We start from the raw sequence: 16,260 nt of genomic DNA on the forward strand, positions 1-16,260 counted from the left end.
AAATTCGTAGTGCACATGGACTTGATTTTGACGAGCCGAAAGTTGCCAAGGCAAGTCCTGCCAGCGATGATGACGGGTTGATTGAAGCCTGATCTGACATATGATTCTAAGAGGGCCGACGCAAATGCGCGGCCCTTTCTGAGTCAAAATCTTGCGAGATTTCCTTCTCAGAATCTTAGTCGTCGCCGCGCCTGGCGACTGACGTCGACAAGGTTATGAGGCCCGGCTCGATCACTTCGGCGTAAACACCGCCATGCCCACGCACAGCAGAATAGCCGCCGTGGCCAAATACTTCTTCCATCCGCGAACAGGGCGGGCAGGGCCCATGAACGAACAGGACACATTCGCCGATCCGGACATGGGTTTTGCGAAGCGCCAGTAGATTGATACCGGTCACGAGTATATTGCGACGCAGGTCGGCAGCTGCAACGGTAACACCACCCAGAAACGCTGAAATAACGGGAAGGTGCTCGGCCTGGATCAAAGTGACCGCGCGCTTGCCAGCGCGTGCATGGTCGCCGTCCAGGCCATCCAATGCCACGTACACAGCTTCAACAGTCGATACCGTGGCACGCCGTTCAGAACGGATAAACAGCCCCGTGACACGCCCTTTTGATCCATGGCGCGCCATCATTACGCCAAGATGGCCGCCAATCAATCGGTGGTCTCGATGACCATAATTTCGCGTTCTGATGCTTCTTTGGCGATCTTGACAGCCTCTTGATACCGAGGGTCATTATAGGCGTTTTCGGCAGCTTCGACGCTTGGGAATCGCGCCACGACGTTGCGTCCACGTTCCCGACCTTCAAATTGAACGAATTTTCCGCCGCGTGCGATAAAGGTCCCACCATGTTCGGGGATCACCACGGACGCGACCTTGATGTATTCCGCATATTTTTGGTCGTCGGTCACGTCCACATGTGCAATCCAAAGAGCGCCCATTTAGTCCTCCAAAACCTTTTTTGCCGCGGCAATCGCGGCCTCTGCATTGTCAGCTGACGGGCCGCCACCTTGCGCCATGTCAGGGCGTCCGCCACCGCCCTTACCACCAAGTTCGGCGACCGCAGCCCGAACAAGATCGACGGCCGAAACGGTCTCGACAAAGTCCGAAGTCACACCCGCCGCGACGGCGGCTTTACCGCCGGTATCTGCGATCAGAACGACCACGCCCGAGCCAAGCCGCGCTTTGTGGTCGTCGATCAAGGCTGGCAAGTCCTTGCCTGAAACACCCGTGACGACCTGCGCGATGACTTTGATATCATTCACTGTTTCGGCTTCGTTTGTGTCGCCGCTGACGCCCATCGCAACTTGGCGGCGCAAGTCGGCAACTTCGGATGCAAGCGCTTTGCGATCGTCTTGAAGCGCCTTGACGCGGTCTATGACCTCACTTGGCTGAGCTTTAAGCGCATTGGCGATTGCTCCAAGTCGGTGATCTTGTTCGCTTAGATATCTGAATGCGGCTTCCCCGGTCAGGGCTTCAATCCGGCGTACCCCAGCTGCAGACGCGCTGTCGCCAAGGGTCACGAACACGCCGATGTCGCCGGTTCTCCGAACGTGCGTGCCGCCGCAAAGTTCTATCGAAAATGTGTTACCGTCGGCCCCTTTGCCGGTGTCGGCTTCGCCCATCGACACGACCCGCACTTCGTCACCGTATTTCTCGCCAAAAAGTGCTTGTGCGCCGATGCCGCGGGCTTCGTCCGGTGTCATGATGCGGGTATGCACAGGAGCATTTTGTCGGATGAAGGCGTTAACGTCGCCTTCAACCCGCCTTAACTCTTCAAAGCTTAGCGCTTTGTTGTGGCTGAAATCAAAGCGCAAACGATCGGGAGCATTCAACGAGCCGCGCTGAGAGACGTGATCGCCAAGAGCTTGGCGCAAAGCCTCGTGCAAAAGGTGTGTGCCAGAGTGGTTCGCGCGGATTGCGCTTCGACGGGTATGGCTGATTTCAAGCTGAACCGCGTCGCCAACTTTAAGGCCGCCTGACTGCGCGTGGTAATAATGTCCAAAAATTGCTCCGGCGGCGAAGCGTTGGCTGTCGGATACCGCGCCGCCGTGGTCGTTATGTTCGAGGTTGCGAAGATATCCCTGATCCCCAACCTGACCGCCGCTTTCGCCATAAAACGGGGTCTGATTCACGACGACCCAGCCGCTTTCGCTTTCGGCAAGAGACTTCACTGGATCGGAGCCTTTAACGATTGCTAACACGACGCCCTCTGCAAGCTCTGTGTCATAGCCCAGGAATTCGGTCGCGCCGTGTGTTTCGGCAATGTCAAACCAGACAGTTGCGTCTTTTGTTTCGCCAGATCCGGACCAGGCGGCGCGTGCTTTTGCCTTTTGTTCAGACATGGCCACATCGAAGCCCTCGGTGTCGACCGACAGGCCCTTTTCGCGCAAAGCATCCTGAGTCAGATCAAGCGGAAAGCCAAAAGTGTCGTACAGTTTAAAAGCGGATGCTCCGGGAAGGTCAGCGCCTTCCGGAAGTTTTTCGAGCTCGTCGTCCAGAAGCCGCAAGCCGCGATCAAGCGTTTCAAGAAACCGGGTTTCTTCGAGTTTTAGTGTTTCTTCGATCATCGATTGCGCGCGCCCCAATTCGGGATATGCATGACCCATTTCACGGACCAGCGCGGGCACCAGACTGTGCATCACAGGACCTCCTGCGCCAAGGAGATGCGCGTGCCGCATGGCGCGGCGCATGATCCGGCGCAACACATAGCCACGACCTTCGTTCGATGGCATGACGCCGTCTGCAATTAGGAACGACGTTGAGCGAAGATGGTCAGCGATCACCCGATGATGGACTTTACCGGGGCCATCGGGGTCAGTTGATATCGCGTTCGCGGTCGCTTCGATCAGGGCACGCATCAGGTCCGTGTCGTAGTTGTCATGCTTGCCCTGAAGAAGTGCGCCGACGCGCTCCAGACCCATACCAGTGTCGATGGATTGTGCGGCGAGTTCCTTGCGCGAGCCGTCCTCGAACTGCTCGTACTGCATGAAAACAAGGTTCCAGATCTCGATGAAGCGGTCGCCGTCTTCGTCTGCGCTTCCCGGAGGGCCGCCCCAGATGTGGTCGCCGTGGTCGTAAAAAATCTCGGACGAGGGCCCGCAAGGCCCCGTTGGTCCCATCATCCAGAAATTGTCGTCTGTCGCGATCCGGATAATGCGATCATCCGACAATCCTGCGTATTTCTTCCAGATGTCGGCGGCTTCGTCATCGTTATGGTAAACGGTAACGAGCAGCTTTGATTTGTCGATTCCGAAGTCTTTGGTCAGCATGTCCCACGCGAAGGGAATGGCGTCTTCTTTGAAGTAATCGCCGAAGGAAAAGTTGCCGAGCATCTCGAAGAACGTGTGGTGGCGCGCGGTATAGCCGACGTTGTCGAGGTCGTTGTGTTTGCCGCCTGCGCGCACACAGCGCTGCGATGTTGTGGCGCGTTTGTAGTCGCGGTGTTCGACCCCGGTGAAGAGGTTCTTGAATTGCACCATTCCCGAATTAACGAACATTAAAGTCGGATCGTTTCTCGGAACAAGCGGCGAGCTGTCCACGATTTTATGTCCGTTTTTTTCAAACGAATTCAGAAAGGTGGAGCGGATATCATTCAAGCTGGTCATGGCGCACACACGTTTGTCCAAGGGCGAGGGCCGGGATACAGCCTTCGCCTCTGTCCGTAAAGCGCGATTGAGCCGTTAAGAGCCCTTAAGACACGCTACGTGATGCTCGTTTGCGTTCGTGCGGGTCCAGATGGCGTTTGCGCAGGCGAATTGCATTGGGCGTGACTTCGACCAATTCGTCGTCGTCGATATAGGCAATGGCCTGCTCCAGCGACTGGGTGATCGGTGTTGTCAGGCGCACCGCTTCGTCCGTGCCAGAGGCGCGCACGTTGGTCAGCTTCTTGCCTTTCAGCGGGTTCACTTCCAGATCGTTCTCGCGGGAGTGTTCGCCGATGATCATACCCTGATACAGCTGCTCTTGTGGACCGATGAACATTCGGCCACGATCTTCAAGGTTGAAGAGCGCATAGGCAACCGAAACGCCGGATTCCATCGAGATCAGAACACCTGCACGGCGTCCCGGAATTGCGCCTTTATAGGGTGCCCAGCCGTGAAACACGCGATTCAAAACGCCTGTTCCGCGGGTGTCGGTCATAAACTCACCGTGGTAGCCAATCAGGCCGCGCGATGGGATCAAGGCAATGATGCGGGTCTTGCCAGCACCAGCGGGCTTCATTTCCGCCAATTCACCCCGGCGTGGTCCGGTCAGCTTTTCGATCACCGCGCCAGTGTAGTCGTCATCCACGTCGATGGTGACTTCTTCGATCGGTTCGTTGTTTACGCCGTCGATCTCACGCATCAGAACCTGTGGGCGCGAAATTGAAAGCTCGAAGCCTTCGCGTCGCATGTTCTCGATCAGAACACCCATCTGCAATTCACCGCGACCGGCAACCTCGAAGGCTTCACCGCCGGGTGTATCAGAGATTTTGATTGCGACGTTTGTTTCAGCTTCTTTCATCAAGCGGTCACGAATAACGCGGCTTTGTACTTTCTTGCCATCACGTCCGGCAAGTGGGCTGTCGTTGATTCCAAAAGTCACAGAAATCGTTGGCGGATCAATTGGTTGCGCGGGCAGGGCGTCTTCCACGGCAAGGGCTGCAATGGTGTCGGCTACAGTCGCTTTGGACATACCCGCAATTGATACGATGTCGCCAGCCGAGGCTTCATCGATTGACTGCTGCGACAACCCGCGGAACGCGAGAATTTTCGACACGCGGAATTGTTCGATCTTTTCGCCGATGCGGCTCATGGCCTGCACTGTTGCGCCGGTCTTAAGCTTTCCTGTTTCGATACGACCCGTCAAAAGGCGCCCAAGATATGGGTCAGCGCTAAGTGTCGTAGCCAGCATGCTGAAGTCCTTGTCGACGGACGTTTGTTGGCGTGGACGCGGCACGTGATGAACGACCAGATCAAACAACGCGGCAAGGCCTTTGCGTGGGCCTTCAAGCGAGGCATCCGCCCAACCAGCGCGTCCCGAGGCATAAAGATGTGGGAAATCAAGCTGGTCTTCATTGGCATCCAAAGCGGCGAACAAGTCGAAGACTTCGTCCAGGGCGCGGTCGGGTTCCGCATCCGGCTTGTCGACTTTGTTCAGCACGACAATCGGGCGTAGGCCCAGCGCCAGCGCCTTTGAGGTTACAAATTTGGTCTGCGGCATCGGGCCTTCGGCGGCGTCCACCAGCAAAACAACACCGTCAACCATCGACAGGATCCGCTCGACTTCACCGCCGAAGTCAGCGTGACCGGGGGTGTCGATGATATTAATCCGTGTGCCCTTCCATTCGACCGAGGTACACTTGGCAAGGATGGTAATGCCGCGCTCGCGCTCGAGGTCATTGGAGTCCATCGCGCGCTCTGCTACATCTTGGCCTTTGCGGAAAGCGCCGGATTGCTTGAGAAGCTCGTCGACCAGCGTTGTCTTGCCGTGGTCGACGTGTGCGATGATTGCGATATTTCTAAGGTCCATGATCTCTCTCGGGGTGGCTTTGCGCGGCCTTATCGTGCAGTCGCAGCAAAGGCCAGCAGCAATCGGTGTTACCGTGCGATATAGCGGTCGCCCCGGTGATTGACAGCGACAATCAGGTTGACCACGACCGCGCCCAAAAGCGACCAGATGACCAGGTCCCATTGCAGGACGCTAAAGGCCGCCAGAAACAAGAGGGCGTCAAAGGCAAGTTGTGTCCAACCTGCTTGGATCCGCAGGCGTTCTTGCAGGAAAAGCGCCAATACACCAATGCCGCCAAGCGAGGCGCCGTGGCGGAACAGAACGATTAATCCCATCCCGATCAGCGCGCCAGACAGGGCGGCTCCAACAGGTGCAGACAGATGACCAATGACAATTGCGCCGGGCAAGACTTCGGTCATCGCCGACAAAACGGCGACAGCAATAATGCTTTTGACGGTGAACCGCGGTCCCATCCGGAACCAAGACAATCCCCAAAACGGCAGGTTGACCAGAAGAAAGACCAAACCAAGGCTCTGGCCGGATACATAAGTAAGCAGCACAGCAAGCCCTGCTGTTTGTCCGGTGATCAGTCCCAGATGCGTCACAAATTGCAGGCCCAGCGCGCAAAGCGCCGTCCCTAGCAAAAAGGCTTGGGCATCTTCGAGAAGACTGTGGTTGATCTTTGGCTTATGCGGCTCACCCATAGCTCGCGTCATGCATCTCGTGGGGTACGCTGTCCAGCTTTCAGATCAGGCGGCCGAAGTGGCAAGTGCGCCCACCAGGTCGGCCAAAGTTGCAACTGCGGCCATCAGGCGGTCGTCATCCACGGTCAAAGCAACGCGAAGGTGTCCTGCCGCCGCCGCCCCAAAGCTTTCGCCCGGCATGACCGCAATCAGATTCTGATCCAGCAGACGATGCGCGAAGTCTTCGCCGCTAAGACCCGTCCCGCGGATATCAAGCATCAAGTACATCGAGGCGCGCGACGGGACTACAGAAAGCCCCCGCGCTGCAAGATACCCAGCGACCTTCGCGTGCCTGCGCTTAAACGGCGCCGCGATACGGTCCTCAAATCCTGCGCCTTGCTGCAATGCAAACAATCCGGCGTCCTGAATAAATCCGGGAACGCCGTAAGTGGTGTGTGTCGAGAGGTTCTCGACGTGTTCCATCGCCTCGGCCGGTCCAACCAGCCATCCAATACGACTACCGGTCATTGCATGGCTTTTCGAGAGAGACCCCGCAACAAGCGTGCGCTCGGCCATGCCCGGAAGCTGGCGCGGCGACAAGTGTTCGCCTTCCCAGATTTGCGTGTCGTAAACTTCGTCCGAGATCACCCAGAGATCATGGGCTTCTGCGACTTCAGCAATCGCTTCCATCGTATCGCGCGAATAGACCACGCCTGTCGGGTTATTCGGCGAATTGATCAAAAGCGAACTGGCTCCGCCGGCGGCGACCGCAAGATCGGCTGCATCGGGTTGGAAGCCCGCCTCGGCCCGTGCAGGGATCGCCTTGGCAATTGCACCGGAGCCGCGGATCGTACCGGGATAGGTCGCGTAATAGGGGTCTATGAACAAGGCGGTATCGCCCGGATCGCAGGCCGCCGTATGGGCTGCGAACAAAGCGGACTGAGCACCTGGTGAGACTATAACGTTTTCAAGCGCGGTTCTGACACCTGTACGTTCCTGAACGCGGGCCGCGATGGCGTGACGCAAAGCGTTCGTCCCCGGCAGATCGGGATACCCCGTATGTCCGCCCAGCGCGGATCGATGCATTGCTTCAAGTATTTCGGTTTCTGTGCGCCGGTCGTGCTCGCCTATCGTCAGCTCGACCACATCGTTACCGTTTGCCTTCATGGCGCGTGATTTGCGCAAGATGTCCCAACCGTCGGATCCCCCTCCGGTCAGCCCTGTGATGCGTGTTGAAAGTCTCATGTCCCGAATGGGCAGATCTACGACGGAAAAGTCAAATGAAAGGTCTTTAACGCCGCCTTCAATTTTCGTGACGACCGGCGTCCTTACACTTTCAAAAATACCTCGGGGAGCGTGTGCTAGCGTGTTTGGCCACGCCCCAACCACCCAAAGGCCAAATGGACGTCTTGAAAATCTTTGCAAATAGCGGACCTTCCGCCTATACAACCTTTCATGACACGGACCCGTTTCCTCATTGAGTGTATTATTATCGCCTGACATCTGTCGCGCGGACTGGTCCCTTTTCTATCCATCATGACCTTGCTAAAGCCCGCGCGGGATCGTTTCACGCCCTAAGGACTTTTGCTTATGACTAAGATAACGCTTCACAACACGGCCACGCGCCGAAAAGCGCCATTCACGCCCATCGATGATAGGAATGTGCGGATGTATGTCTGTGGGCCGACGGTCTATGACCGCGCGCATCTTGGCAACGCACGCCCTGTTGTGGTGTTCGACGTTTTGTTTAGGTTGCTGAGACACGTCTACGGGGCCGATCATGTCACCTATGTGCGCAACTTCACCGACGTGGACGACAAGATCAACGCAACTGCGAAAGCGCGCAAAGAGGCTGGCGCCGTAGGCAGCCTCGAAGACCTGATCCGCGCACGATCGGATGAAACGATCGCATGGTACCTTGAGGATATGGCGGCCCTTGGCACGCTTGCTCCGTCAAAGATGCCGCGCGCGACCGAATGGATCGCTCAGATGATCACAATGACACAAGGGTTGATCGACCAGGGCAATGCCTACGAGGCCGAGGGCCACGTACTGTTCCGGGTTCGGTCTTATGAAGACTATGGCGCGCTTTCAGGGCGGTCTGTCGATGACATGATCGCGGGCGCGCGGGTTGAGGTTGCGCCCTACAAAGAAGACCCATTGGATTTCGTTTTGTGGAAGCCGTCGGACGCAGACACGCCCGGATGGGATAGCCCGTGGGGTCGCGGGCGTCCGGGCTGGCATATTGAATGTTCGGCAATGGCGTACGAGTTGCTGGGCGGGTCTTTCGACATCCACGGCGGCGGCAATGACCTGCAATTCCCGCACCACGAAAACGAAATAGCGCAATCGCGTTGCATGGGGCATGGCTTTGCCAATGTCTGGTTGCACAACGAGATGCTTCAGGTCGAGGGCAAGAAGATGTCCAAGTCTCTGGGCAACTTCTTCACTGTGCGCGATTTGCTGGATCAGGGCGTGCCAGGAGAAGTGATCCGGTTTGTGTTTTTGTCGACGCATTATCGCAAGCCGATGGACTGGACCGAGAAGAAGCGCGACGAGGCCCGCAAGCGGCTTGTTAAATGGTTCAGCAAAACCGATGGCGTGGTCGCGGCAAAAGTTGTGCCGAACCGGGTTGTTGATGCTTTATCCGATGATCTGAACACGCATCTGGCCTTGTCCGAAATGGAAAGCCTCAGTGCGCCCTATCTTAAGGCCGCAATGCGGCTGGTTGGTTTGCCGGACGCCGAGGAGGTCGACTGGTTCCGCGGAGAAGTTGAACAAGTCGTCGGTGTCATGCACTCTGGTGGGGAAGGTTTGCAAGACGCTCAATCCCTTCTCTCTGACCTTCTTGGCAAGTGGGAAGACCTGCGCGCTGCGAAAGACTACGCGGCAGCGGATGACCTGAAAAACAGTCTTGAAAAAATGGGAATTTCAGTTCGGGCAACGGGACGGGGACCAGAAGCGAGCCTCGCGTCAAATGCCACGCTTGATCCTGCCAAACTGGAGGCCCTGAAATGATTCGAGAACGGCTCTTTCTTTTCGACACCACGTTGCGCGACGGCCAGCAAACGCAAGGCGTTCAGTTCTCCTCGGACGAGAAAACGCAGATCACCAAGGCGCTTGATGATCTTGGGCTCGACTACATCGAGGGCGGCTGGCCCGGCGCAAACCCGACTGACAGCGCGTTCTTTGAAACGCGCCCGCAAACCCGTGCGACCTTTACGGCTTTCGGCATGACCAAACGGGCAGGGCGGTCTGCTGCGAACGATGACGTTCTTGCGGGTGTCCTGAATGCCAACACGCCAGCGGTTTGTATCGTTGGCAAAACGCATGACTTCCATGTCGACACCGCCCTTAATATCACGCTTGAAGAAAACCGCACCAACATCTCGGAAAGCATCGCTCATCTCGTGGCACAGGGGCGCGAAGCCTTGTTTGATGCTGAGCATTTCTTCGACGGCTACAAAGCCAACCCCGATTATGCGCTGGATTGCCTGAAAGCCGCCTATGATGCGGGCGCGCGTTGGGTGGTCCTATGCGACACTAACGGTGGCACGTTGCCAAGCGAGATGGGCGAGATCACTTCACAAGTGATCGCTTCAGGCATCCCCGGCGACCATCTGGGCATCCACACCCACGACGACACAGGCACTGCAGTGGCCGGCACGCTCGCGGCCGTGGACGCAGGTGCGCGCCAGATCCAGGGCACACTGAACGGTCTGGGCGAACGCTGTGGGAACGCGAATCTTATTACGCTGATCCCGACGTTGCTTTTGAAGGAGCCCTACGCCAGCCGCTACGAAGTTGGTGTTCCGGCTGAAGCACTTATGACGCTTACGCGCGTGTCGCGGATGCTGGATGATATTCTCAACCGCGTGCCGCAACGCGCGGCGCCCTATGTCGGAGCCTCCGCTTTCGCCCACAAGGCAGGCCTTCACGCCAGCGCCATCGTCAAGGATCCCACCACCTACGAACACATCGCGCCTGAAACGGTCGGCAATGCACGCATTGTCCCAATGTCCAACCAGGCGGGCCAATCGAACCTTTTGCGCCGCCTTGAAGAAATGGGGATCGACGCGGAAAAAGGCGATGCGGCCCTGTCGCGGATCCTTGATGCTGTGAAGCAGCGAGAGACCGACGGATATGCCTACGACAGCGCGCAGGCGAGCTTTGAGCTTCTTGCACGGCGCGAGTTGGGTCTGGCCCCTGACTTTTTCGAGGTCGAGCGCTACCGCGTCATTACAGAACGACGTCGCAATGCGCGTGGTGAGATCGTGGTGGAATCCGAAGCCGTGGTGACAGTGTCGACCCGCGATGGCGCGCGCACCAGTTTCTTCAAGAACGAACACGCGCAGGATATTCAGGACGACGGCCCGGTGAACGCGCTTTGGCAGGCATTGAAATCCGACCTTGGCCCGTTTCAGGACAAGGTCGAAGACATGCGTCTGACTGACTTTCGCGTGCGCATCACCCAAGGTGGCACCGAAGCGGTCACACGCGTGATCATCGATTTCGCAGACGATCAGGGCCGCGCATGGGCGACGGTTGGTGTGTCAGCCAACATAGTTGATGCCTCTTTCGAGGCGTTACTGGACGCGATCACATGGAAGCTGCTGCGCGACGGTGTTTCTGCCTCGTGAGCGCGCTCTTTGATCTTTACGAAAGCCTGCCTCGGCAAGGGCCGGGGGACAGGGAGACGCTTGATTTTACGCTAAGGATAATTCGCGCCGGGGGTTCTGAACGCATCCTTGACGCAGGTTGCGGCTCGGGCGCGGATATTGACGAGCTTCTCGCTTGGGCGCTCGCCGGACATGCCTCAGCTGTGGACAGCCTCGTGCCGTTTGTGGAGCAGGTTGTTAAGCGCTACGGCGACGATCCGCGTGTCGAAGCCGTTGCTACAGACATGGAAACGTTCACTGGTCCGTTTGATCTGATCTGGAGCGACGGCGCATTGTACTTCCTTGGTTTAGACGCAGGATTGCGGACCTTCCATTCGATGCTCGCTCCGTCAGGCGCTTTGGTTTTTTCGCATCCTGCCTATTTCAACAAGACACCGTCCCCAGCGGCTACAGATTTTTGGGAAGGCGAAGGCGAGGTATTTGACCACGAGACTGTTTACGAAAAAGTCCCCGCGGCAGAATACACTGTCTTTGATGCCTTAAAGCTCCCTTACGCCGCATGGAAGGCGTACTACTTGCCGATTCAGTCGCGCATCGACGCCCTGAAGTCTTTGGCGTCTGGCGATATGGTCGCGACCCTTGAAGGCGCACAACGCGAGATTGACGGTTGGCGCAAGGCGCGCGCTGAAACGGGCTATCTCCAGATCATCGCGGAGCCGGTATGACCCTGCAAGCCTGTGCCGAAATCGTCCAACGCGGCGACCCTGAACGATTTGCCGCCGCAATGGCGGCCCCGGTGACCGCACGTCGCGTTCTCTTCCCGCTTTATGCGTTCAACTTTGAAGTGGCGCGCACACCTTGGGTCACCGAAGAGCCAATGATAGCCGAGATGCGGCTGCAATGGTGGCGCGACGCGCTTGAGGAGATTGCCGAAGGCAGGCCCGTGCGGAAACACGAGGTCACACTTCCGCTGGCCGAGGCAATTACGCCCGAGATCGCTCGAGAACTTGACCGCCTCATTCAGGCCCGGCGCTGGGATATCTATAAAGAGGCTTTTGAAGACGAAGATCACTTTGCCGAGTATCTGATAAAGACAGGTGGGGACCTGATGTGGGCCGCAGCCGCCGCACTTGGAGCCGACCGCGATCTGGATCCAACGCTTGCGCATCCAAGAGAAGCCATTCGCCTCTTCGGACAGGCCAGCGCCTTCGTGCGTTTTATGAAGGCCGTGCCTGCCCTTGAAGCGCGCGGACGCATCCCGTTGGTGGATGGGCGACCGGCGGCAATCTCACAACGAGCCGCTGATTTCCAGAGAACCATCGGCGATGAAATGGTCGTGCGACGACGCGTGATTCAACAGGCGCGCCCCGCTATTCTGGAAGGCTGGCAGACGGCACCACTTTTACGCCAGATCGCTCAGAACCCGACCCGCGTTGCAGATGGGAGCATTCGACTTTCGGAGTTCAGAAAACGCAGCCGCCTCGTTCGCTGGGCGCTTTAGCCGCCCACTGCTTCTGGTCGGATTGTCGCTGTCCAAGCCGCCGCGCGGACGTCATTCAGCCGGCGCAGAGCGCGGCTTTTGGCGCATCACTAACCAAATCAGTGAGCCACCTGCCAGCACAAGGAACGGCGCCATGGCGAGGTTAACCGCGCGCCATCCCTCGACCGCGTCTGCACCGAGGCAGTTCATCAGACCGCCTGACGACAAAGACGCCATCGTCACACAGGCCATGACGATCATGTCGTTCATCCCCTGAACTCGGCCTCGCTCGGCTGGGCCATGGGCTTCGGACAACATGGTTGTCGCTCCGATAAATCCGAAATTCCACCCAAGCCCTAGAAGGATCAGCGCCACAAAGAAATTCGGGAGCTCGGTTCCTGCCAAAGCGACGGCCCCCGCGCCGGTAAGAATGACCAATCCAATGGCAACGATCTTTTCCGCACCAAATCGCGCGATCAGATGTCCGGTGAAGAACGAGGGCGCAAACATTGCCAGAACATGGCCTGACACAATGTCGGCGGCGTTGTTCGTGCTATATCCGCAGCCCACAACCGCTAGTGGCGTCGAGGTCATCACAAGGTTCATCAACGCATAAGCGACCATGGCACAGATGATCGAGACCGCAATCCGTGGGTCCGCCAGCAGATCGCGCCGCGAACGCCCCACGGGGGCGTCACTGGACACTTTGGCCTGGGCCGGGGCTTCCAGGAACAAGAAAAGGGTCGCGCCACCAAGGTTCAGAAAAATAACTGCGATGTATGTTCCAAGGAACGGCACAACCATTGCGTCAGCGGTCATTTTTACCAATTGTGGCCCGATAATCGCGCTGATCAACCCGCCGGCCATCACATAGCTAATCGCCTTGGGGCGAAACTCATCGGACGCCAAATCCGTCGCTGCAAACCGGTAAAACCCTTGCGCCGACATATAGACGCCGGTGAAGAACGAGCCGGTCAAAAACAACCAGAAGTTCGCGTAAAATAAACCGAGACCACCGACGGTAGCACCAATCGCTCCACCCGTCGCGCCGACGAAAAAACCCGCGGTGCGGCCATAACGTTGCATGAAGCTTGAGATAGGCGTTGCCGTTACCATAGAACCAAGCACAATCATTGAAATTGGTAATGTCGCAAGACAGATATTCGGTGCAAGTGTGTTCCCCGCAAGCCCGCCAATTATGAAAATCATCGGCATCTGGGCGCCCAGAATCGCCTGCGCAGCCACTAATACGGCCACATTGCGTATGGCGCGGTTGTCTTCAGGAGCAATCGACATAGGCCTCCGTTATGCTTGGTGATTGGGATGCACAAGGTGCCCGCTGTAACATTTGCTTCGCCCGCGGGATTTTGCGCTAGGCAAAACAGGAGACAGGCGCGTTTGAATACTTTTGACGGTACGGCAGAAGCCGGGTTCCGGTCACGCGATTGACCGGCAGTTCAGTCAAAACAATGGGCAGTCTCCCTCTTCCTTACGTCGAAAACATTTAACGTCAGCGTAAAATGCGTATCCTTTTACTTGCCGGAACCGCAGAAGCGCGCAGCATTGCTGTGGCGTTAAGTCGCGAGCCCTACGTGATCATGACCGTGTCACGCGCGCGCCGATCGTCGCCCTCACCGCTACGGCTGGCCTGTGCGGATCGGTGGATGGGGCGGAGAGGAGGCTTATCGCGCCTGGTTGGTGCGCGAAGGCATTGATGCGGTGATCGATGCGACCCACCCTTTCGCGGATGAAATGGGCTATCGCACCGCAAAGATGGCCCGCGAGCTTGGGATCGAAGCCCTGCGCTTGATGCCGCCGCCCTGGATGCCACACAAAGTCGACAATTGGACGTTTCTAAATACCTCGAGGAAGCCACGCGGCATATGGGCGAGGACGCCACGGTGTTTCTGGCCACCGGACGTCGCGATCTGGCACGCTTAGCAAATCTGGATAAGCGAACGGTCATTTGTCGCGTGCGCGAGACGACCACTGCGCCTTTACCGTTTAAAAAGGGGAAATTCATCGTCAAGCGTGGCGATGTTTCTGTGGATTAGGAAATTGATTTACTTGATAAGCTCTCTGTGGACTGGATTGTGACCCGTAATTCCGGCGGGCACGGAGGCTGGCCGAAATTGGAAGCTGCGCGCGCACTTGGTTAGCGCGTTGCGGTGTTGTGTGGCCCGCCGCCGGCGGATTTACTGCGCATAAGTTCCGTCGCGGAAACGCTGAACTGGGTCAGGAGACGTAAGTGACAGGCGCGGGTATTGGACGGATAATCACTTCGGATGCCTGTGTTGCCGAAGGGGCTGCCTGGTTGGCCGCGCATGATGACCGGTTTGCACAAGCGCTGAAGCGCACCGGGGCCTTGCCGCTGCGTTTGCGTGGCGATGGTTTCGCGGCCGTTTTGGATGCGATCGTCAGCCAACAGGTGTCTGTCGCGGCGTCAGCGGCAATCTGGGCGCGCCTGAAGGCCGCCGGTTTAACAGGGCCACGCAAGATCATGTCGGCCACGGACGAGGACTTGCGCGCTTGCGGAATGTCGCGGCAGAAAATCCGATATGCTCGGGAACTGGCGGCGTCGGGCATCCGTTATCCAGCCCTGCGGAGCCAGCCCACGGAAGACGTGATAAAAACGCTGATCGAGGTGCCCGGCATCGGCCGCTGGACGGCAGAGATTTATGCGATGTTCTCACTTGGGCATGCGGATGTGTTTGCGCCGGGCGATCTTGCGCTGCAAGAATCGGTGCGGGTTTTGTTTGATCTTGATGCGCGACCCACCGAAAATGCATTGCGCCAGATGTCTGAGAACTGGTCTCCTTGGCGCAGCGTTGCGGCGCGGCTGCTTTGGGCCTACTACCACGTGGCAAAAGATCGTAAAGGCATCAGATGAGCGAAGATCTTGACTTTCAAAGACGCGCCTCAACCTCGGGCGAAGACAGTTCCGTGGTTATGTTTCTGCATGGGTATGGTGCCGATGGAAATGACCTGTTGGGGTTGGCCGAACCGCTTGCGCCGCACATGCCAGACACGGTTTTTATCGCGCCAAATGCGCCGGATCGCTCTATGGCAAATCCGTTGGGGTTTCAGTGGTTTCCGATCCCGTGGATCGATGGCTCGTCCGAATCCGCGGCAGGCGAGGGGCTGTTACAAGCCGCCCGCCGCCTTGATACGTTCATTGACAAAGTTCTGGCGGATGAAGGTCTTAGCCCAGATCGCCTTCTGCTATTCGGGTTCAGTCAGGGCACTATGATCGGCTTGCACGTCGCGCCGCGTCGCGCCGATCCGCTCGCGGGCATCGTGGGGTTTTCGGGGCGTCTGATGATTCCTGACGCGCTGGCAACCGAGGCCCTTAGCCGACCTCCGGTCTTGCTGGTTCACGGCGACGCAGACGATGTCGTCCCTTTTGACGACATGCAGACGGCTTCCGATGCACTTCAGGAGGCCGATTTCGACGTTTACGGCCACGTTATGAAAGGCACTGGCCACGGAATCGCTCCGGACGGCTTGGGAGTTGCACTGACTTTCATGAAGAATTTCCTTGGCATCGAGTAGCGCGTCCAATTCGCTAAAATTCACAAGGCTTTTACCGAGCAAGTGAGAGCCCGTTAACGGGCTCGCAATTCTGGCGATTGCAGACACATCGCCATGCGTATGATGGCCTTCTTCGAAACTCTGATTACCCAAGTTGCGCCGCGCAACCAAAGCGATTTCTTTTTGAAATCATTAACTCTGAGCATGCTGGTCGCGCCTTGCATTTTGATGCTGGAACTTTTGGTTACACGGCAATGACGAGGCATTCGTATCAGACCATGTCTTGGGCGTATTTCTTCCCTAATCTGTCTCGGACTTGGGTCGATCTGGTATCACGGTAAGCTGCGTCACGAACATGCCCAACTTACCGTCACAGACCTACTGACCGGGCTGTCAAATCTGCGCTCGTTCATCGCCGCCGCCGAGAAGGCGACGGCATCGTCGTGGGGCATA

General features: G+C 57.5%; 13 protein-coding genes and 1 pseudogene. 7 read left to right on the forward strand and 7 right to left on the reverse strand.

Going from position 1 to position 16,260, the window contains the following annotated elements; all coding sequences use genetic code 11:
* Positions 1-175: 175 nt before the first annotated feature.
* The 6 genes from AC221Y_RS09770 to AC221Y_RS09795 form a co-directional block, all read right to left on the reverse strand.
* Positions 176-658 carry an MOSC domain-containing protein gene (locus tag AC221Y_RS09770; protein ID WP_366141720.1) on the reverse strand — a complete coding sequence of 161 codons (483 nt, stop codon included), beginning with the start codon at positions 656-658 and terminating at the stop codon, positions 176-178.
* Positions 655-942 (reverse strand): DUF1330 domain-containing protein, encoded by a 288-nt coding sequence (locus tag AC221Y_RS09775; RefSeq protein ID WP_299753977.1) that lies wholly within the window; start codon positions 940-942, stop codon positions 655-657. Before AC221Y_RS09775 ends, AC221Y_RS09770 begins: the two co-directional genes overlap by 4 nt.
* On the reverse strand, positions 943-3,609 hold the full coding sequence (alaS, locus tag AC221Y_RS09780) for an alanine--tRNA ligase (protein WP_486707244.1): 2,667 nt from the start codon (positions 3,607-3,609) through the stop codon (positions 943-945).
* Between the two features lie 85 nt (positions 3,610-3,694).
* Positions 3,695-5,515: a translational GTPase TypA gene (typA, locus tag AC221Y_RS09785; RefSeq protein ID WP_299758372.1), complete on the reverse strand. Its 1,821-nt coding sequence runs from the start codon at positions 5,513-5,515 to the stop codon at positions 3,695-3,697.
* Between the two features lie 68 nt (positions 5,516-5,583).
* Positions 5,584-6,198: a YitT family protein gene (locus tag AC221Y_RS09790; RefSeq protein ID WP_299758369.1), complete on the reverse strand. Its 615-nt coding sequence runs from the start codon at positions 6,196-6,198 to the stop codon at positions 5,584-5,586.
* Positions 6,199-6,243: 45 nt separating this feature from the next.
* On the reverse strand, positions 6,244-7,422 hold the full coding sequence (locus AC221Y_RS09795; RefSeq protein WP_486707245.1) for a pyridoxal phosphate-dependent aminotransferase: 1,179 nt from the start codon (positions 7,420-7,422) through the stop codon (positions 6,244-6,246).
* A gap of 345 nt (positions 7,423-7,767) precedes the next feature.
* Between AC221Y_RS09795 and cysS the strand changes: the two genes are divergently transcribed.
* Genes cysS through AC221Y_RS09815 form a run of 4 tightly spaced genes read left to right on the forward strand, consistent with a single transcriptional unit; the run spans position 7,768 to position 12,297 of the window.
* Positions 7,768-9,195 carry a cysteine--tRNA ligase gene (gene cysS, locus AC221Y_RS09800; protein WP_299758363.1) on the forward strand — a complete coding sequence of 476 codons (1,428 nt, stop codon included), beginning with the start codon at positions 7,768-7,770 and terminating at the stop codon, positions 9,193-9,195.
* On the forward strand, positions 9,192-10,817 hold the full coding sequence (gene cimA / locus AC221Y_RS09805; protein WP_486707246.1) for a citramalate synthase: 1,626 nt from the start codon (positions 9,192-9,194) through the stop codon (positions 10,815-10,817). Before cysS ends, cimA begins: the two co-directional genes overlap by 4 nt.
* The gene (locus AC221Y_RS09810; RefSeq protein ID WP_486707247.1) at positions 10,814-11,521 is read left to right on the forward strand and encodes a class I SAM-dependent methyltransferase; all 708 of its coding nucleotides are present in this window, start codon (positions 10,814-10,816) and stop codon (positions 11,519-11,521) included. Before cimA ends, AC221Y_RS09810 begins: the two co-directional genes overlap by 4 nt.
* Positions 11,518-12,297, forward strand: coding sequence for a squalene/phytoene synthase family protein (locus tag AC221Y_RS09815; protein WP_486707248.1), 780 nt, complete (start codon positions 11,518-11,520; stop codon positions 12,295-12,297). The genes AC221Y_RS09810 and AC221Y_RS09815 overlap by 4 nt, the downstream gene beginning before the upstream one ends.
* A gap of 51 nt (positions 12,298-12,348) precedes the next feature.
* Here AC221Y_RS09815 and AC221Y_RS09820 read toward each other — a convergent pair whose 3' ends face one another.
* Positions 12,349-13,572, reverse strand: coding sequence for an MFS transporter (locus tag AC221Y_RS09820; protein WP_299758355.1), 1,224 nt, complete (start codon positions 13,570-13,572; stop codon positions 12,349-12,351).
* Positions 13,573-13,911: 339 nt separating this feature from the next.
* Here AC221Y_RS09820 and AC221Y_RS09825 point away from each other — a divergent pair.
* The 3 genes and pseudogenes from AC221Y_RS09825 to AC221Y_RS09835 all read left to right on the forward strand — a co-directional run.
* Positions 13,912-14,217, forward strand: a pseudogene (locus tag AC221Y_RS09825) (precorrin-6A/cobalt-precorrin-6A reductase); the annotation flags it as partial.
* Between the two features lie 307 nt (positions 14,218-14,524).
* A complete protein-coding gene (locus tag AC221Y_RS09830) occupies positions 14,525-15,166 on the forward strand; it encodes a DNA-3-methyladenine glycosylase family protein (protein ID WP_486707249.1) in 642 nt (213 codons plus the stop codon).
* Positions 15,163-15,828, forward strand: a complete 666-nt coding sequence (locus tag AC221Y_RS09835) for an alpha/beta hydrolase (RefSeq protein ID WP_299758350.1) — start codon at positions 15,163-15,165, stop codon at positions 15,826-15,828. Before AC221Y_RS09830 ends, AC221Y_RS09835 begins: the two co-directional genes overlap by 4 nt.
* Positions 15,829-16,260 lie beyond the last annotated feature (432 nt).

The organism is Boseongicola sp., assembly GCF_057460485.1.